Source organism: Nocardioides lijunqiniae (genome assembly GCF_015024225.1).
In the GTDB taxonomy this organism is placed as follows: domain Bacteria; phylum Actinomycetota; class Actinomycetes; order Propionibacteriales; family Nocardioidaceae; genus Nocardioides; species Nocardioides lijunqiniae.
In genome coordinates this window covers 1-17708 of the sequence record NZ_JACJGM010000021.1, presented here as the reverse complement: position 1 = coordinate 17708, position 17708 = coordinate 1, and the positions used below count along the sequence as shown (strand labels likewise).

Below are 17708 nucleotides of genomic sequence, written 5' to 3'. Positions count from 1 at the left end.
GCGTCAGGACACGAGGCCGAGGGGCGGCGGCTCCGGAGGCAGGGGCAGGACCACCACCGTGGCGGCCGCTGCGGCTGCCTGCGGGACGGCGGCGGGAGCGGGCTCCCGCCAGGCCGAGCGGAGGTCCGCCACCCGGATCCGCCGGGTGCCGGTGATGCGACGCTGCCACCAGGGAGCGGAGACCGCCCCGAGCGTGGCCAGGAGCCGACCACGCGCGACGACGTCGACCACCAGGCCACAAGCCGCCAGGGACTCCGCGAGCTCCCGCAGCGCAGGGGCGTCGTCGAAGGCGGCGAGGGTCCCGGGGTCGTCGAGCTCGACGACGAGACCGCGCCCGCTCTCGAGGAGACGCCAGCACGGGCGTGGCGCGCCGGGCCTTCTGAGGGCGTGAGCCAGGTCCTCCAGGAGCGCATCGACGACGGCGCCGGCAGTGCGGATCCTCACGACCGTTCCTCCTGCGGGGTGGCGTCACGCTGGACCACGGTGCGCGGCGGCTGCGGCAGCTGACGGCCGGCCTCGCCGCCGATCCGCCCGCCGAACGGCCGGCCGTGGTCGGCGTACTCCTCGCGGACGTAGGCCAGCCGGTGGGGGCCGAGGTCGACCCGGGCACCCGTGCGGAGGATCTGGGAGTCGACCACCGCGCCGTGCACGCGCGTCATCCCGGCGATCGCGTCGACGACCCACTCGTCGCGCTCGTCGTGGCGGATCCGGGCGTGGAGGGGCTCGAGCCCCGCGAGCACGACCGAGCACGCCGGGTCCGAGCCCAGGGTCATGCCGTCGACCAGTCGGAACACCGACCGGGTCTCCCCGGGCAGCGCGGTCTCGCGGGTGAGCACCAGGCGCGGGTCGCCACCGCGGGCGGGGTCGTGGGTCGTCGTCACCCGTCGCGGCCGTCGGCGCAGCGTGGGCACCAGCGGCCACAGGGTCCCCGGGGGCGTGAGCCCGGCGCCCGGCAGGACCGAGGGGGTGCTGCGGCTGCGCGAGCGGGCCGACGTCCAGGCGCCGCGCAGGCTGCCCAGACGGATCCGACGGGTCCCGGTCAGCCGCCGCTGCCACCACGGCGCGGACACCGCGCCGAGGAGCACCAGGCGCTCACCGTCGCGCTCCACGCTGAGCACGATCCCCTGGGCGGCCAGCGTCTCGGCGACGCCGCGCACCGCTGCGGCGTCGGCGGTGCCCGCGAAGACACCCGGGTCGTCCAGCTCGAGGGTCAGCCGGCTCCCGCTGCCGCGGAGCCGGCCGTGCACCGGCGGCTCGCCGGGACGGTCGAGCGTGACCTCGAGGTCGGCCTCGAGCAGGACGGCCATGGTCAGGGCCGAGCGACGGCGGGGGCGCCGTGCTCGCTGGTCGTGACCGTCAGCGTGCCGTTGAGGCGCCAGGTGGCCCGGGGCGCCTGGGCGCCGGTGTCGCGGGGCACCTCGACCTCCATGCCCTCGAAGCGGTAGTGGATCGCCGCCTCGCGGCCGGTGAGGAAGCTCCACATGCGCTGGCCCAGGTCGGTCCAGTCCACGACCTCGTCGGTGTTCTCGTGCGTCTCCATGATTGTCTCCGCTCAACCCTTCCTCAACACGGTGTTGAGGTTCTATGCTACCATCATGAACACCTTGTCAAGCCCCGGCCTCACGATCGGCGCCCTCGCGGACCAGACCGGCCTCAGCGCGGCGACGCTGCGCATGTGGGAGCAGCGCCACGGCTTCCCGACTCCCGCACGGCTCGCCAGCGGCCACCGGCGCTACGCCGAAACCGACGTCGCGACCGTGCGCGACGTCGTACGGCGTCGCGACTCCGGCGTCCGCCTGGACGTCGCCATCGCGCAGGCCACCGCCCGCGCCCTCACCCAGGCCGAGCCGCCGGCGCCGTCGGTCTACGCCGAGCTGCGGCGCCACCACCCGCACCTCGCCTCCAACCGCCTGCGCAAGTCGACGCTGCTGGCGCTGTCCTGGGCGATCGAGGACGAGTTCGCGGCGCGAGCCACGCGGCCCCACCTGTTCGGGAGCTTCCAGGACGAGGCCACCTACCTCCCCGCCGAGGAGCGCTGGGTCGAGCTCGCGCGCGTGGCCGGCTCGGCGTTCGTGCTGGCGGCGTTCGACGACGTCGCCCCGCGACCGGGGCCGGTGCGCGTGCACCTGCCGGAGGACGCGCCGATGCGGCGCGAGTGGACCGTGGTGTGCGACTCCCCCGAGCTGCCCGCCGCCCTGACCGCCTGGGAGCTGCCCGGCCAGTCGCAGGTGCGCGACCGGGACCGGCTCTTCGAGGCCGTCTGGACCGTCGAGCCGCTGGCCGTGCGCCACGCGGCGCGCGCCTGCGCCCAGGTGGCCAGCGCGGCCGGCGTCACCGAGGCCGCCCCGGTCCTCTACGAGCTCGCCGAGGACCCGACGGACGCGGCGACCGACCTCGCCTCGGTCACCGCGATGTTCAACCGCGTCGTGACCTACGTCGACCGCTTCGGTCGCTGACGTGGACGACCACGACGTCGTCGTCGTCGGGGCCGGACTGGCCGGCCTGCAGTGCGCACGGATGCTGACCCGCGCCGGCCTGGACGTCCAGGTGCTGGAGGCGGCGGACGCGGTGGGCGGCCGGATCCGCACCGACGTGGTGGACGGCTTCCTGGTCGACCGCGGCTTCCAGCTGCTCAACCCCGCCTACCCCGCCGTACGACGCACGGTCGACGTGGGCGCGCTGCGGCTGCAGGCCTTCGACGCCGGCGTCGCGGCGCGCCTGGACGACCGCCTCCAGGTGCTGGGTCATCCCTGGCACGAGCCGCGGCTGGCCGTGACCACCGCACGGGCGCTCGCCGCGCGCCCCGGCGAGGCCGCGCGGGTGCTGCGCTGGCTCGCGCCGCTCGCGACGGGCTCGCTGCGCCGCGGCCGGCTGGCCACCCGGCTGGCGGAGTCCCACGACCTGAGCCTGCGCGCGTCGCTCGACCGCGCCGGCGTCGACGGCGTCCTGCGCCGGGTCCTGGAGCGCTTCCTGACCGGGGTCGTGCTCGAGGACGACCAGTCGACCTCGGCGGCGTACGCCCTGCTGCTCGTGCGCACGTTCGCGGCCGCCTCCCCCGGGCTGCCCGCCGCGGGGATGCAGGCCCTCCCGGAGCAGCTCGCCGCCGAGCTGTCGGGGCGCATCTCCCTCGGGCAGCCGGTCGAGGGGATCTCCGGAGCCGCCGGCGCCCACGTCGTGTCGGTGGCCGGGCGGACGCTGCGGGCGCGCCGGGTCGTGGTGGCGGCCGCCGCCCCGGAGGCGACGATGCTGGCCGGCGTGCCGAGCACGGCGACCAAGGGGGTCGTCACCCAGTGGTTCGCGGCCGACGAGCTGCCCACCCCGGTCGGCCTGCTGCACGTCGACGCCCGGGTCCGGCCCTCCGGCCCGGTGGTGAACACCGCCGTCGTGTCATCCGCGGCTCCCTCCTACGCCCCGGCCGGACGTCACCTGGTCCAGGCCTCCGCCCTGCTGCCGCGGGACCGGCCGGCACCCACCGAGCACGAGCTGCGGCTGCACGCGGGCGAGCTGCTCGGCGCGGCCACCCACGGCTGGCGGTCGGTGGCGCGCCACGAGGTGCGTGACGCACTTCCCGCGCAGGACGCGCCGTTCACCGAGCGCCGACCGGTCGTCCTCGACGAGGGTCTCGTCGTGTGCGGCGACCACCGCGACACCGCCTCGATCCAGGGCGCGCTGGTCAGCGGCGCACGTGCGGCTCGCGCCGTCCTGGGCGGTCGCTAGGCCTGCGTCGCGGCCCGGTCCTCCAGGAGCGAGGAGTCGATGTCGCCGGTGGCGCCGCGCCGCACGGCGCTGCGCCCGAGCACGAACACGTAGGCGAAGAACGTCGCCTCCGCCAGGATGCCGATGCCGACGCGGGCCGCGGTCGGCAGCCCCGAGGGCGTCACGAACGCCTCGATCACGCCGCTGATCGCCAGGACCGCCACCAGGCCGAGCGCGACCGTCGCCGCCGTACGGCCCTCGTGCGCGATCGACTGGGTGCGCGTCCGGTGTCCGGGCTCGACCCACGACCAGAACAGCCGCAGGCCCACTCCCCCGGCCACGAAGACGGCGGTCAGCTCGAGCAGTCCGTGCGGGAGGATCAGGCCCCAGAACAGCTCGCCCCGGTCGTGACGGGTCATGACCGACCCGATGATCGCCAGGTTGAGGATGTTCTGGAAGAGGAGGACGACGACGGGGAAGCCGAGGATCCCGAGCGCGACGCACTGCGCGGCGACCCAGGCGTTGTTGATCCAGACCTGCGCCGCGAAGTGGCCGGCGGCGTACTCGCTGTAGTAGCCCTCGAAGTCCTCGTTGACGAGCTGGTCGACCTCGGAGGGGCTGAGCAGCGACTGCTCGACCTGCGGGTTGTCGATCAGCCACCACATCATCACCGCGGTCACCACCACGTTGGCGGCGAAGCACCCGAGCCACCACCACCGCAGCCGGTAGAGCGCCGCCGGGAATCGCTCGACGAAGAAGGTGCGCAGCCCGCGCCAGGATCCCACGCGGGTACCGACGGCCTTGTTGCGCGCGTGCGAGAGCAGCGAGGAGAGATGACCGACCAGGGAGGCGTCCGGGACGGAGGTGCGGACCACGGACAGGTGGGTGGCGACCTGCTGGTAGCGCTCGACGAGCTCGTCGCTCTCGGCCCCCGTCAGCCTGCGCGTGCGGACGAGCTGCTCGAGGCGCTGCCACTCGTGGGCGTGCGCGAGCACGTACGCGTCGAGGTCCACGCGCACACTCTAGGTCGCGGTCGGCCGCGAGGCCCCCGGAGCACTCACCCCACCTACACTGACCGCGATGCCCCAGGAGTTCGCGACCCTCACCTCCGACGACCTCGTCACCGGCGAGGCGGTCGCGCTCGACCTGCCGCCGGCCAGCCTGGGCGCCCGCATCGCCTCGGGCCTGATCGACGTGGTGGTCACCGTCCTGTCGGCGATCACGGTCTTCATGCTGTTCCTGGTCGCGGCGATCAACACCGACGACGCGCTGATCCACGTGGCGCTGGTCGGGGCGCTGATCACCGTCTTCCTGGTCATCCCGGTGACCCTCGAGACGCTGACGCGCGGCCGCTCGCTCGGCAAGCTCGCCCTCGGCCTGCGCACGGTCCGCGACGACGCCGGCCCGATCTCCTTCCAGCACGCGTTCATCCGCGCGCTCGTCGGGTTCGTGGAGATCTACGCGTTCAGCGGCGCTCCTGCGTTCTTCTCCGCCCTGGTGAGCTCGCGCGGCAAGCGGCTGGGCGACTTCGCCGCCGGGACGTACGTCGTGCGCGACCGGGTGCCGCTGCGGCTCACCGTGCCGTCGCAGATGCCGCACCACCTGGGCGCCTGGGCCCGCACCGCCGACATCACGACCCTGCCGACCGGGCTGGCGCTGGCGGTGCGCCAGTTCCTGGGCCGCTTCCACACCTTCGACCCGCAGTCGCGGCACACGGTCGCCGCCCAGCTGGCCGCCGAGGTGCAGCGCTACGTCGCTCCGGCGCCGCCTCCGGGCACGCTGCCCGAGGACTTCCTCGCGGCGGTGGTCGCCTCCCGCCGGGAGCGCGACCAGGCCCGGCTGCACCGTGAGGCCCAGCAGCGCCACCGCCTCACCTCGCGCCGCTGACCACGTCTCGCTCGGTCAGCGCACGGGGCGCCGGTAGGCGAGGTCGACGATGTCGCGCCCGACCGCCACGCCCTTGCGCTCGAACTTGGTCACCGGCCGCTCCGACCAGCGCGGCACGTCGCCGCCCTCCAGCCCGGGCTCGGCGTCGAGGACCTGCCGCATCTGCACGGCGTACGCCGCCCAGTCGGTCGCCAGCCGCCAGGTCCCGCCCGGCTCCAGCCGCGACGCGACGAGCTGCGCGAAGTCGGGGGTGACGAGCCGGCGCTTGTGGTGCTTGGTCTTGGGCCACGGGTCGGGGAAGAACGTCCACAGCTCCCGGATGGACGACTCCGCCACGAGGTGCTCGATCGACCACGCCGCGTCGACGGAGCAGAACCGCACGTTGTCCGCTCCGGCCGCGGCCACCTCGGCGAGCCCGGCGGCCACCCCCGGCAGCCACACCTCGAACGCCACGACGTTGCAGTCGGGGCGCGCGGCCGCCAGGACGCCGGTCGCCTCGCCGACGCCCGGCCCGATCTCGACCACCAGCGGCGCCTCGCGCCCGAACACCTCGGCCCAGCTGAAGCCGGGCTCGTCGACGGCCTCGTCGGGGATCACCCAGTCGCGGTGGTGGGCGTCCCACGCCTCCTGCTGGCTGGGCGTGAACCGGCTCCCGCGCCGCGAGTAGCTCAGCACCTCCTGCATCCGCCGACCGTCCTGCGTCCGCTTCACGTGCGGTCGTGCCGTCGCCTGCTCGCTCATCCCCCCATTCTCCCGAACCTCCCCGCGTCCTCCCATTCCACGCCCGCCACCCACGGTGGTCGAGGTGCGAGCGAAGCGAGCCTCGAAACCACTCCGCCGCACCCCACCGGTGGTCGGGCAGCGAGGAGCGCCAGCGACGAGCGCCCGTCGAGACCCCCGCACCTCTGGCTGCCTTCTCGGGGCCGGACTGGGGTGGCTGTGACTGGTGGGGCGTCTACCGACACTCAGCGTCGGCAGTTGGGCGCGGTGCCGGCCCGGCTGAGCGTGAAGTGGCTCAGCCCGAGCTCGAACTGCCGACGTGGGTGCCCAATAGGCAGGGCCCGCGCTTGTGCGGGCGGCGCGGCGAAGCCGCCCGTGCGCCGCCCCAGCAACCCGGGAGAGGCTCGGAGTCAAGGACGGCCGGAGGCCGCCGCGAAGCGGGCGCCGAAGGCGATCCTTGACTCCGAGACCCGGGCTGCTAGCGCGCGGGCCGACACCAGCCCCGCATCGACGGTGTGGTTTCGAGGCTCGCTGCGCTCGCACCTCAACCACCGTGGGGTCGGCTCGGCGCTCGGCTCGCGGGGTCTCGACGGGCGCTCGTCGCTGGCGCTCCTCACTGCTCGACCACCGGTCAGTGGTTTCGAGGCTCGCTGCGCTCGCACCTCAACCACCGTGGGGTCGGCTCGGCGGTCGGCTCACCGGGTCTCGACGGGCGCTCGTCGCTGGCGCTCCTCACTGCTCGACCACCGGTCAGTGGTTTCGAGGCTCGCTGCGCTCGCACCTCAACCACCGAAGGTCGCTGCTCGACCGCCGAGGGAAATGCAGGACGGCCCCGGACCTGGGTCCGGGGCCGTGCTGGGAGTGCTAGCCGGTCAGTGACCGGCGGGGATCACTTGGTGATCTTGGTGACGCGGCCGGCACCAACGGTGCGGCCACCCTCGCGGATGGCGAAGCGCAGGCCCTCGTCCATGGCGATCGGCTGGATCAGCTCGACGGCCATCTCGGTGTTGTCGCCGGGCATGACCATCTCGGTGCCCTCGGGCAGCGTGACGACGCCGGTGACGTCCGTGGTGCGGAAGTAGAACTGCGGACGGTAGTTGTTGAAGAACGGCGTGTGACGGCCGCCCTCCTCCTTCGAGAGGATGTAGACCGAGGCCTCGAAGTTGGTGTGCGGGGTCGTGGTGCCCGGCTTGATGACGACCATGCCGCGCTCGACGTCCTCGCGCTTGGTGCCACGAAGCAGCAGACCGACGTTCTCACCGGCCTGGCCCTCGTCGAGCAGCTTGCGGAACATCTCGACACCGGTGACGGTCGACTTGATGGCGCCCTCGCGGATGCCGACGATCTCGACCTCCTCGTTGACCTTGACGATGCCGCGCTCGATACGGCCGGTGATGACCGTGCCGCGACCCGTGATCGTGAAGACGTCCTCGACGGGCATGAGGAACGGCTTGTCCGTCTCACGCTCGGGGGTCGGGATGGCCTCGTCGACCGCGTTCATCAGCTCGAGGATCGACTCGCCCCACTTCTCGTCGCCCTGGAGCGCCGGGAAGGCAGCGACGCGCACGACGGGGATGTCGTCGCCGTCGAACTCGTACTCGGAGAGGAGCTCGCGCACCTCCATCTCGACGAGCTCGATGAGCTCCTCGTCGTCGACCATGTCGCACTTGTTGAGCGCCACGACCAGGGCCGGCACGCCGACCTGGCGGGCGAGCAGCACGTGCTCACGCGTCTGGGGCATGGGACCGTCGGTGGCGGCAACCACCAGGATCGCGCCGTCCATCTGGGCCGCGCCGGTGATCATGTTCTTGATGTAGTCGGCGTGACCCGGGCAGTCGACGTGCGCGTAGTGGCGCGCCTCGGTCTGGTACTCGACGTGCGCGATCGAGATCGTGATGCCGCGCTGCCGCTCCTCGGGAGCCTTGTCGATCTCGTCGAACGCCGAGGCGGCGTTGAGATCCGGGTACTTGTCGTGCAGCACCTTCGTGATTGCTGCGGTCAGCGTCGTCTTGCCATGGTCGATGTGACCGATGGTGCCGATGTTGACGTGCGGCTTGGTCCGCTCGAACTTCGCCTTAGCCACTGTGGGCTCCTCCTGGTGTGGTTGTTACTTGACTCGTACTTGACGTGTGGTGCGTGGTGCGTGGCGGTACTCCCGAGGGACTACTCCCCACGCACCTTCTTGATGATCTCGTCGGCGATGTTCGTGGGAACCTCGGCGTACGAGTCGAACTCCATCGAGTACGACGCCTGGCCGGAGGTCTTGGACCTCAGGTCGCCAACGTACCCGAACATCTCGGACAGCGGCACGAGGGAGTTGACGACGATGTCGCCGTGCCTCTCCTCCTGCGCGCGGATCTGGCCGCGACGGCTGTTGATGTCGCCGATGACGGTACCGAGGAACGACTCGGGGGTCGTCACCTCCACCGCGAACATCGGCTCCAGCAGCACCGGCTTGGCCATGCGTGCGGCCTCCTTGAAGGCCTGGTTGCCGGCGATCTTGAAGGCCAGCTCGGAGGAGTCGACGTCGTGGTAGGCGCCGTCCTCGAGAGAGAACTTCACGTCGACCATCGGGTAGCCGGCGAGGACGCCGAACTCGAGGGCCTCCTGGCCACCCTGGTCCACCGAGGGGATGTACTCCTTCGGCACGCGGCCACCGGAGACGTTGTTGACGAAGGTGTAGCCCGCGCCGGTGCCCGTCTCGGGGTCGATGTTGGGACCGAGCGAGACGACGACCTTGGCGAACTGGCCAGAGCCACCCGTCTGCTTCTTGTGGGTGTAGGAGTGCTTGGTGACCTCCTTGCGGAGGGTCTCCCGGTAGGCGACCTGCGGCTTGCCGACGGTGGCCTCGACGCGGAACTCGCGCTTCATCCGGTCGACCAGGATCTCCAGGTGGAGCTCGCCCATGCCGGCGATGATCGTCTGACCGGTCTCCTCGTCCGCCTTGACGGTGAACGTGGGGTCCTCGTCGGAGAGCCGCTGGATGGCGGTTCCGAGCTTCTCCTGGTCGCTCTTGGTCTTGGGCTCGATCGCGACCTCGATCACCGGGGCCGGGAACGTCATCGACTCGAGGATGACCTGGTTCTGGGGGTCGCTCAGCGTGTGACCCGTCTTGGTGTCCTTGAGGCCCATGACGGCCACGATCTGGCCGGCGCCGACCGACGCGATCTCCTCACGCTTGTTGGCGTGCATCTGGTAGACCTTGCCGATCCGCTCCTTGCGGCCGTTGACCGAGTTGACCACGGTCGCGCCGGCGGCGAGCTTGCCGGAGTAGACGCGGACGTAGATCAGCTTGCCGAGGTGCGGGTCGGTCGCGATCTTGTAGGCGAGGCCGGAGAACGGCTCGTCGTCCGACGGCAGGCGCTTGACCTCGACGGTCTCGTCCTTGACCGAGTGGCCGATGATCGCGTCGATGTCGAGCGGCGAGGGCAGGAACTTCACGACCGCGTCGAGCAGGGGCTGGACGCCCTTGTTCTTGAACGCCGTGCCGCACAGGACCGGGTTGAGCTTGTCGGCCAGGGTGGCGCGACGGATCGCGGCCTCGATCTCCTCGACGGTGAACTCCCCCTCGTCGAGGAACTTCTCCATGATCTCGTCGTCGGCGTCCGACAGCGTCTCGAGCAGCTTCTCGCGGTACTCCGCGGCCTGCTCGGCCAGCTCGGCCGGGATCTCCTCGACGACGTAGTCCTCGCCCATCGTGGTCTCGCCGCGCCACACGAGCGCGCGCATGCCGACGAGGTCGACGACGCCGATGAAGTCGCCCTCGGCGCCGATCGGGAGCTGCAGGACCAGCGGGGTGCTGTTGAGGCGCTCCACCATCATGTCGACGCAGCGGAAGAAGTCGGCGCCCGTGCGGTCGAGCTTGTTGACGAAGCACATGCGGGGCACGGAGTACTTGTTGGCCTGGCGCCACACCGTCATCGTCTGGGGCTCGACACCGGCGACACCGTCGAACACCGCGACCGCGCCGTCGAGGACACGCAGCGAGCGCTCGACCTCGGCGGTGAAGTCCACGTGACCGGGGGTGTCGATGATGTTGATCTGGTGGTCCTTCCACCAGCAGGTCGTCGCGGCGGACGTGATCGTGATGCCGCGCTCCTGCTCCTGCTCCATCCAGTCCATCGTGGCCGCGCCCTCGTGGACCTCACCGATCTTGTAGGTGATGCCGGTGTAGAAGAGGATGCGCTCGGTGGTGGTGGTCTTGCCGGCATCGATGTGGGCCATGATGCCGATGTTGCGGACCTTGTTGAGGTCGGTGGTGATGTCGACAGCCACTGAAAGTCTCAGTCCCTCGGAAGTTGGTGTGGAGCCGGTGGCGTGAGGGGTACGGCGTACCCCTCACGCATGGATCACCAGCGGTAGTGGGCGAAGGCCTTGTTGGACTCGGCCATCTTGTGGGTGTCCTCGCGCTTCTTCACCGCGGCACCGAGGCCGTTGGAGGCGTCGAGGATCTCGTTCATGAGGCGCTCGGACATCGTCTTCTCGCGACGGTCCGCGGCGTAGCCGACGAGCCAGCGCAGCGCGAGCGTGGTGCCGCGCGTGCCCTTGACCTCGATCGGGACCTGGTAGGTCGCGCCGCCGACGCGGCGGGACTTGACCTCGATGGACGGCTTGACGTTGTCCATCGCGCGCTTCAGCGTGACGACGGGGTCGGTGCCGTTCTTCTCGCGGCAGCCCTCGAGGGCGCCGTAGACGATGCGCTGGGCGACCTGCTTCTTGCCGTCCTGCAGGACCTTGGAGACGAGCTGGGAGACCAGCTGCGAGCCGTAGACCGGGTCGATGTCGATCGGCCGCTTCGGGGCCGGACCCTTGCGGGGCATTAGCTCTTCTCCTTCTTCGCGCCGTAGCGGCTGCGGGCCTGCTTGCGGTTCTTGACACCCTGGGTGTCGAGCGTGCCGCGGATGATCTTGTAGCGGACACCGGGAAGGTCCTTCACCCGGCCGCCGCGGACGAGCACGATGGAGTGCTCCTGGAGGTTGTGGCCGACCCCGGGGATGTAGGCCGTGACCTCGACGCCGCTCGACAGGCGCACGCGGGCGACCTTGCGGAGGGCGGAGTTCGGCTTCTTCGGGGTGGTCGTGTAGACGCGGGTGCAGACACCGCGGCGCTGGGGCGAACCCTTCAGGGCAGGCGTCTTGTTCTTCGACACCTTGTCCTGGCGGCCCTTGCGGACCAGCTGGTTGATCGTGGGCACCTGGTGGTTCCCTTTCATGTAGCTCTCAGTGCTCGGCGCCTTGCCGGGCACGGCGTGTTGCAGTGGATCTCTGTGCCTGTGGTGAGTGCGCCCGGATTTGGGCACGCGCAACGGTCTGGTCGTGCCAGACACAAGTACCGAGATTACTCGGCGCCCCAAGACGGGTCAAAACGCCGTGCGTCCACCCCGACCGGGGGCTCAGGCGTGGACCAGGTCGAGGGCCGGACGACCCTCGGTGACCGACTTGGCACGGAGGTAGAGCGCGCTGGCCAGGAGCACGCCGGCGACCGTCATGACCCCTCCCCCGATGAGCGTCCAGCGAGCGCCGAACACCTCGCCGACCCAGCCGAGCAGGGGCGCCCCCAGCGGGGTCCCGCCGATGAAGATCATCATGTAGAGCGCCATCACCCGACCGCGCATGCCCTCGTCGGTGTTGAGCTGCATGAAGGCGTTGGCGCTGGTGATCATCGTCAGCGCGGTGAAGCCGAGCACCGGGCACAGCAGCGCGAAGGTGAGGTACGACGGCGCGAGACCCGCCACGATCTCGACCAGCCCGAACACGACCGCCGCCCCGACGACCAGGCGGTGACGGACCCGCTCCCGGCTCGCTGCCAGGAGGGAGCCGGCCAGGGAGCCGACCGCGAGGAACGTCCCGAGCATCCCGAACTCGGCCGAGCCCTTGTCGAAGACCTGGGTGGCCATCAGCGCCGAGGTCATCTGGAAGTTGAGGCCGAAGGTGCCGGTGAAGAACACGATGCCCAGGATCAGCATCAGGTCGGGGCGCTGGCGCACGTAGGAGACGCCGGCGCGGATCTGGCCGGGCTGGCGGCGTACGAGGGCGGCGACGTGGAGGGCGCTGCCGTCGAGCCGCGCCAGGGCCATGACCGGGGCGATGTAGGTCAGCGCGTTGATCAGGATGACCCACCCGGTGGCGACCACGCCGGACCCGAGCAGGGCGATCGACACGCCCGCGATGGCGGGACCGAGCAGCCGGGCGGAGTTGAAGCCGGCGGAGTTGAGGCCGACGGCGTTGGTGAGGTCGTCGGCGTCGACGATCTCGGACACGAACGACTGGCGCGCCGGGGCGTCGAACGCCGAGGCGACGCCGAGCACGAGCGCGAGCACGTAGACGTGCCAGATCTGGACGGTGCCGGTGACGGCCAGGACGCCCAGCAGGACGGCGGGCACGGCCATGCCGATGTTGGTCATCTGCAGCAGCCGGCGCTTGGGGATCCGGTCGGCGACCAGCCCGGCCACCGGGGAGAGCAGGAGGAAGGGGAGGAACTGCAGCCCCGTGGTGATGCCGATGGCGGCCGCGCTGTTGGCGGTCAGCAGCAGCACCAGCCAGTCCTGCGCGACGCGCTGCATCCAGGTCCCCGTGTTGGAGACCAGGTTGCCGGCGGCGTAGAGCCGGTAGTTGGGGTTGCGGAGGGAGCGGAAGGTGGGGCTCAACCAGATGCCAGCCTTTCGAGGATCGGGGCCGCGCGGCGGAGCACGGCACGTTCGTCAGTGGTGAGTTCGCGGAGTCGGGTCGCCAGCCACTCGTCGCGGCGGGCGCGGTCGGCCACGACGGTGGTGCGACCGCGGTCGGTCAGCGCCACCAGCACCTGCCGGCCGTCGGTGTCGTGGGCACGGCGGCTGGCGTAGCCGCCGTCGACCAGGCAGTTGACGGTGCGCGTCATGCTCGGCGGCTGCACCATCTCGGCCTTGGCCAGCTCCCCGACCGTCAGCTCCCCGTCGTGGCGGTAGAGCGCACCCAGCACCGCCATCGCGTTCATGCTGAGCTCGTTGTCTGGGTGGCGCTCGTTGGCGAGACGCCGCCGCAGACGCATCACCGAGAGCCGGAGCTGCGAGGCGAGTCCGGCGTCGGTGCGGGCGACCTTCTCCACGGTAGGCATGTCGTTAGCATAAGTCATTACCTGTGCTAACTATTCCTTGGTGGGTGCGGGCTGGGTTGCGGGGCTGGTGTTGGCCCGCGCGCTAGCAGCCCGGGTCTCGGCGTCAAGGAGCTTCGCCCGCTTCGCGGCGGCCTTCGGCCGTCCTTGACCCCGAGCCTCTCCCGGGCCGCTTTGGCGGCGCACGGGCGGCGGCGGCTTCGCCGCGCCGCCCGCAAAAAGCGCGGGCCCTGCCTATCGGTCACCTATGTCGGCAGTTCGAGCCTGACCTCTGCCTCTCCACGCTCAGCCGGGCGCGGGCAGGGACCAACTGCCGACGCTGAGTGTCGGTAGACGCACCACCAGTCACACCAGCCCCAGAGGGGTGCCGCGCTTTGCGCGGGCGGCGCGGGCGGAGCCCGTGTCGCCCCGTGCGCCGCCAAGCCGGTCGAGAGAGGCTCCGGGTCAAGGACGGCGAAGCCGCCGCGAAGCGGGCGCCGCAGGCGATCCTTGAAGCGGAGACGCGACCGGCTAAGCGCGCGGCACCCCGTCCGGCCCCGAGGAGGCAGCCAGAGGTGCAGGGGTCTCGACGGCCGCTCGTCGCTGACGCTCCTCACTGCTCGACCACCGGTACGTGGTTTCGAGGCTCGCTGCGCTCGCACCTCAACCACCGTGGGGTCGGTCGGCGTTCGGCTCACGGGGTCTCGACGGGCGCTCGTCGCTGGCGCTCCTCGCTGCTCGACCACCGGTACGTGGTTTCGAGGCTCGCTGCGCTCGCACCTCAACCACCGAGGGCGGGGGCTGTCAGCTGAGCCAGTCGGTGAGGGGGTTGATGGCGAAGTAGACGACGAAGAGGGTGGCGACGACGTACATCAGGGGGTGGACCTCGCGGGCCTTGCCGACGACGAGCTTGATCAGCACGTAGGAGACGAAGCCGGCGCCGATGCCCACCGAGATGGAGTAGGTGAAGGGCATCAGGACGATCGTGAGGAAGGCGGGGATCGCGATCTCGAGGTCGTCCCAGGTGATGCCGACGACCTGCTGCATCATCAGGAAGCCGACGAGCACCAGGGCGGGCACGGCCGCCTCCGAGGGGATGACGGCGACCAGCGGCGCGAAGAAGATGGTCAGCAGGAATAGCACGCCGGTGACGATCGAGGCCAGGCCCGTGCGGGCGCCCTCGCCGACGCCGGAGGCCGACTCGATGTAGGAGGTGTTGGACGAGACGCCCGCGGCGCCACCGGCCACGGCGGCCAGCGAGTCGACGACCAGGATCCGCTGCGCGTTCGGCGGGGTGCCGTCCTCGTCCAGCAGCTCGGCCTCGGCGCCGATCGCGGTCATCGTGCCCATGGTGTCGAAGAAGTCGGCGAGCATCAGCGTGAAGATCAGCAGCAGCGCGGAGACGACGCCGACGGACTCGAAGGAGCCCAGCAGCGAGAACTCCCCCAGCGTCGCGAGGTCGGGCAGGTCGAAGACGTCGCCCGGCCAGGCGGGCACGGTGAGCGCCCAGCCGGTGGGGCTCTCGCTGCCCGGCCCGAGGTCGCCGATCGTCTCGACGATGATCGCCAGCACGGTGGTCACGACGATCGAGATCAGGATGGCGCCCTTGACGCGGCGGACCCAGAGCCCGATGAGGAGCAGCAGGCCGAGTGCGAAGACGAGCACCGGCCAGCCGGCGAGCTGACCCGTCTGGCCCAGCTGCACCGGGACGGTCGTCTGCGCGACGTCCGGGATCCGGCGTACGAAGCCGGCGTCGACGAAGCCGATCAGGGCGATGAAGAGACCGATGCCCACGGAGATCGCGACCTTGAGCTGGCCGGGCACCGCGTGGAAGACCGCCTTGCGGAAGCCGGTCAGCACCAGGATCAGGATCAGGATCCCCTCCAGGACGACCAGCCCCATCGCGTCGGCCCAGGTCATCCGCGACGCGACCGCGACGGCGAGGAACGCGTTGAGCCCTAGACCGGTGGCGATCGCGAGCGGGAAGTTGGCGACCGCGCCCATGAGGATGGTCAGCACCCCCGCGACCAGGGCGGTGCCCGCCGCGATCACCGGCAGGTTCGGGGCGTCGCCCCCACCCAGGAACTGGCCGTCCACGTCGGGCGCGAAGCCCAGGATCAGCGGGTTGAGCACCACGATGTAGGCCATCGTGAAGAAGGTGACGACGCCGCCGCGCACCTCCCGGCCCACCGTCGAGCCGCGCTCGCTGATCCTGAAGTAGCGGTCGATACCGGTGCTGGGTGCAGGCGTCTGGGTCGTCACATCGGGTGAGGATGGCAGAGGTCGGGACCCGGGGGGAACCCGGTGGACTACGGTGAGACCGTGGAGCTGCGCGACGACCAACCGATGGCGCACGAGTTCAGGAACCGCACCTATCTCCTGGCCGACGTCGAGCCGTTGGACGTCGACGGGGTCCGCACCGTCCAGGTCGGCACGGCGGTCTTCTTCCTGGCGTTCCTCGCTCTGCTCCCCTTCTACGAGCGGCTCGTCGAGAACGACCGGACGTGGTGGCTGTGGATGTGCCTGTGCGGCGTCGCCCTGGGGCTCTTCGGGCTGGAGTACTGCCGCCGACGACGAGCACTGCGCACCGAGCTCGAGGACTCCGACGTCCACAGCCGCGAGAGCGGCCCCGGCTCGGCCTCCTGAGCCGGGTGACCCGGGCCACCCCCGGGTTTGACGGCGGTCCCCGGGGGTAACCGGTCGACATGACCTCGAAGCTGCACTACACCGTCCCCGGCATGAGCCAGTCCGACGCCGAGCGCGTCGTGGAGCTGCTCCAGAGCCGTCTCTACGCCTGCAACGACCTGCACCTGACGCTCAAGCACGTGCACTGGAACGTCGTGGGCCCGCACTTCATCGCCGTCCACGAGATGATCGACCCGCAGGTCGAGACCGTCCGCGGCTTCGCCGACGACCTGGCCGAGCGCATCGCGACCCTCGGCGGCTCCCCCGTCGGCACGCCGGGCGCCCTCGTCGCCGCGCGCGAGTGGGACGAGTACTCGATCGGTCGCGCGACCACCCAGGAGCACCTCGGCGCGCTCGACCTCGTCTACCAGGGCGTGATCAGCAGCTACCGCGCCGGCTTCGAGGAGCTCGACGAGCTGGACCCGGTCACCCAGGACATGTTCATCGCCCAGACCGAGCAGCTCGAGCTGTTCCACTGGTTCGTGCGTGCGCACCTGGAGGACAAGGCCGGCAACCTCTCGACGACCGGCGCCGGCTCCGAGCAGGAGGCCGCGGCGGCCGCCAGCGAGTAGCACCACCCGCACGCACGAAGGGGCCCGACCGGATCACCGGTCGGGCCCCTTCGTTCGTGTCAGATCAGCTCGTAGTCGTCGCTGGTGAGCGTGTCGAAGACGTGCTCGGGCATCGGCTCCGGCTCGTGCTTCTTCGCCAGGCGCACCTCGGAGTGCGCACCGCACCCGTGGTCGAACGAGACCACGCGGCCGTCGTCGTTGGCGTCGCCGTTGGCGCAGACGCCGAACGTCTCCGAGAGCGGACCCGCCAGGCGCACGAGGAACCCGCAGCTGTGGCAGTGGTCGGGCGCGGCCTGGGCGATGGGCGAGGACGGGCCGCCGTCGCCGTCGTACCAGCGCTCGGCGGCGAGGTCGCGACCCTCGGGCGAGAGCGTGCGGACGCGACCGAGGCCGAGGTCCTTGGCGACCGTGCGGATCTGGGCCTTCTCGTCGGCGTCGAGCGGGTCGTCGCCGAAGGAGTACGTCGGCACCAGCCGGGCGTCCTCGTCGGAGACGGGCAGCAGGTCGCCCGGGGACAGGTCGCCGGGCTGCAGCCGCTCGCGGTAGGGCACCCACTGCGGGGCGACGATCGCCTCGTCGCCCGGGATCAGCACGATCTCGTCGACGGTGACGTTCTTCTGGCGCGAGGCGCGGGCGACGGTGACCGACCAGCGCCACCCGACGTAGCCCTTGCGGTGGCAGGCGAACAGGTGGGTGACCACGCGCTCCCCCTCGGCCTGCGAGCCGAGGTGCTCGCCCACGTCGGCGGCCGGCACCTCCTCGAGCAGGGCGGAGCGGGCCTCGTCGACCGCAGCCGCGGTCACGGGGTCGGGTTTGCTGCGCACGATGATCGCCACGGACGAAAGCATGACTCATCACCGCACCGGCTGTCAGGTCGGGCCCGGGGTGTCCCGCGCCGGACGCGGGCCGAGCGGGCAGGATGTGCGCATGACCACCCCGCCCCCGGAGCCACCGCCGACACCTGGCCCCGGGCCAGGGTCGGGCCCAGGGGCAGGCCCAGCATCGGGGTCGCGGGCGCGGGCGGTGGGCCGCGGCCTGGGTACCGGCGCCCGGGTGACCGGCCGCGGCGTGCGGGGCGCC

18 protein-coding genes are annotated in these 17708 nt (G+C 71.3%); 5 read left to right on the top strand and 13 right to left on the bottom strand.

Going from position 1 to position 17708, the window contains the following annotated elements; all coding sequences use genetic code 11:
• Positions 1-3 precede the first annotated feature (3 nt).
• Genes IRQ30_RS13835 through IRQ30_RS13825 form a run of 3 tightly spaced genes read right to left on the bottom strand, consistent with a single transcriptional unit; the run spans position 4 to position 1540 of the window.
• Positions 4-444 carry a hypothetical protein gene (locus IRQ30_RS13835; RefSeq protein ID WP_193613507.1) on the bottom strand — a complete coding sequence of 147 codons (441 nt, stop codon included), beginning with the start codon at positions 442-444 and terminating at the stop codon, positions 4-6.
• Complete coding sequence (locus IRQ30_RS13830) at positions 441-1307, bottom strand: FHA domain-containing protein (protein ID WP_193613505.1); 867 nt, start codon at positions 1305-1307, stop codon at positions 441-443. Before IRQ30_RS13830 ends, IRQ30_RS13835 begins: the two co-directional genes overlap by 4 nt.
• 2 nt (positions 1308-1309) lie before the next feature.
• Entirely contained in the window at positions 1310-1540 is a 231-nt protein-coding gene (locus IRQ30_RS13825; protein WP_193609657.1) for a hypothetical protein, read from the bottom strand.
• Positions 1541-1595: 55 nt separating this feature from the next.
• Here IRQ30_RS13825 and IRQ30_RS13820 point away from each other — a divergent pair, with 55 nt between their 5' ends.
• The gene (locus IRQ30_RS13820; RefSeq protein WP_193613503.1) at positions 1596-2456 is read left to right on the top strand and encodes a DICT sensory domain-containing protein; all 861 of its coding nucleotides are present in this window, start codon (positions 1596-1598) and stop codon (positions 2454-2456) included.
• Position 2457: 1 nt separating this feature from the next.
• Positions 2458-3717 (top strand): FAD-dependent oxidoreductase, encoded by a 1260-nt coding sequence (locus IRQ30_RS13815; RefSeq protein ID WP_193613501.1) that lies wholly within the window; start codon positions 2458-2460, stop codon positions 3715-3717.
• Here IRQ30_RS13815 and IRQ30_RS13810 read toward each other — a convergent pair.
• A complete protein-coding gene (locus tag IRQ30_RS13810; protein WP_193613499.1) occupies positions 3714-4709 on the bottom strand; it encodes a stage II sporulation protein M in 996 nt (331 codons plus the stop codon). The two genes, IRQ30_RS13815 and IRQ30_RS13810, sit on opposite strands and share 4 nt — an antisense overlap.
• Before the next feature lie 67 nt (positions 4710-4776).
• Here IRQ30_RS13810 and IRQ30_RS13805 point away from each other — a divergent pair, with 67 nt between their 5' ends.
• Positions 4777-5583 (top strand): RDD family protein, encoded by an 807-nt coding sequence (locus IRQ30_RS13805; protein ID WP_193613498.1) that lies wholly within the window; start codon positions 4777-4779, stop codon positions 5581-5583.
• 15 nt (positions 5584-5598) lie between these two features.
• Here IRQ30_RS13805 and trmB read toward each other — a convergent pair whose 3' ends face one another.
• The 8 genes from trmB to IRQ30_RS13765 form a co-directional block, all read right to left on the bottom strand.
• Positions 5599-6324 (bottom strand): tRNA (guanosine(46)-N7)-methyltransferase TrmB, encoded by a 726-nt coding sequence (gene trmB / locus IRQ30_RS13800; protein ID WP_193613496.1) that lies wholly within the window; start codon positions 6322-6324, stop codon positions 5599-5601.
• 868 nt (positions 6325-7192) lie between these two features.
• Complete coding sequence (tuf, locus tag IRQ30_RS13795) at positions 7193-8386, bottom strand: elongation factor Tu (RefSeq protein ID WP_193610839.1); 1194 nt, start codon at positions 8384-8386, stop codon at positions 7193-7195.
• Between the two features lie 80 nt (positions 8387-8466).
• A complete protein-coding gene (fusA, locus tag IRQ30_RS13790) occupies positions 8467-10578 on the bottom strand; it encodes an elongation factor G (RefSeq protein WP_193610840.1) in 2112 nt (703 codons plus the stop codon).
• 74 nt (positions 10579-10652) lie between these two features.
• The gene (gene rpsG / locus IRQ30_RS13785; protein WP_134738135.1) at positions 10653-11123 is read right to left on the bottom strand and encodes a 30S ribosomal protein S7; all 471 of its coding nucleotides are present in this window, start codon (positions 11121-11123) and stop codon (positions 10653-10655) included.
• Complete coding sequence (rpsL, locus tag IRQ30_RS13780) at positions 11123-11497, bottom strand: 30S ribosomal protein S12 (RefSeq protein WP_028636428.1); 375 nt, start codon at positions 11495-11497, stop codon at positions 11123-11125. The genes rpsG and rpsL overlap by 1 nt, the downstream gene beginning before the upstream one ends.
• A 198-nt stretch (positions 11498-11695) precedes the next feature.
• On the bottom strand, positions 11696-12949 hold the full coding sequence (locus IRQ30_RS13775; RefSeq protein WP_193613494.1) for an MFS transporter: 1254 nt from the start codon (positions 12947-12949) through the stop codon (positions 11696-11698).
• Positions 12946-13395: a MarR family transcriptional regulator gene (locus IRQ30_RS13770; protein WP_227467586.1), complete on the bottom strand. Its 450-nt coding sequence runs from the start codon at positions 13393-13395 to the stop codon at positions 12946-12948. Before IRQ30_RS13770 ends, IRQ30_RS13775 begins: the two co-directional genes overlap by 4 nt.
• A 780-nt stretch (positions 13396-14175) precedes the next feature.
• The gene (locus IRQ30_RS13765; RefSeq protein ID WP_193613490.1) at positions 14176-15633 is read right to left on the bottom strand and encodes a solute carrier family 23 protein; all 1458 of its coding nucleotides are present in this window, start codon (positions 15631-15633) and stop codon (positions 14176-14178) included.
• A 60-nt stretch (positions 15634-15693) separates the two neighbouring features.
• On the opposite strand from IRQ30_RS13765, the gene IRQ30_RS13760 reads away from it, so the two are divergent.
• Positions 15694-16017, top strand: a complete 324-nt coding sequence (locus IRQ30_RS13760) for a DUF2530 domain-containing protein (RefSeq protein WP_338089707.1) — start codon at positions 15694-15696, stop codon at positions 16015-16017.
• Between the two features lie 59 nt (positions 16018-16076).
• On the top strand, positions 16077-16628 hold the full coding sequence (locus tag IRQ30_RS13755) for a Dps family protein (RefSeq protein WP_193613488.1): 552 nt from the start codon (positions 16077-16079) through the stop codon (positions 16626-16628).
• Between the two features lie 59 nt (positions 16629-16687).
• Here IRQ30_RS13755 and IRQ30_RS13750 read toward each other — a convergent pair whose 3' ends face one another.
• Positions 16688-17476, bottom strand: coding sequence for a DUF3027 domain-containing protein (locus IRQ30_RS13750; RefSeq protein WP_193610820.1), 789 nt, complete (start codon positions 17474-17476; stop codon positions 16688-16690).
• Positions 17477-17708 lie beyond the last annotated feature (232 nt).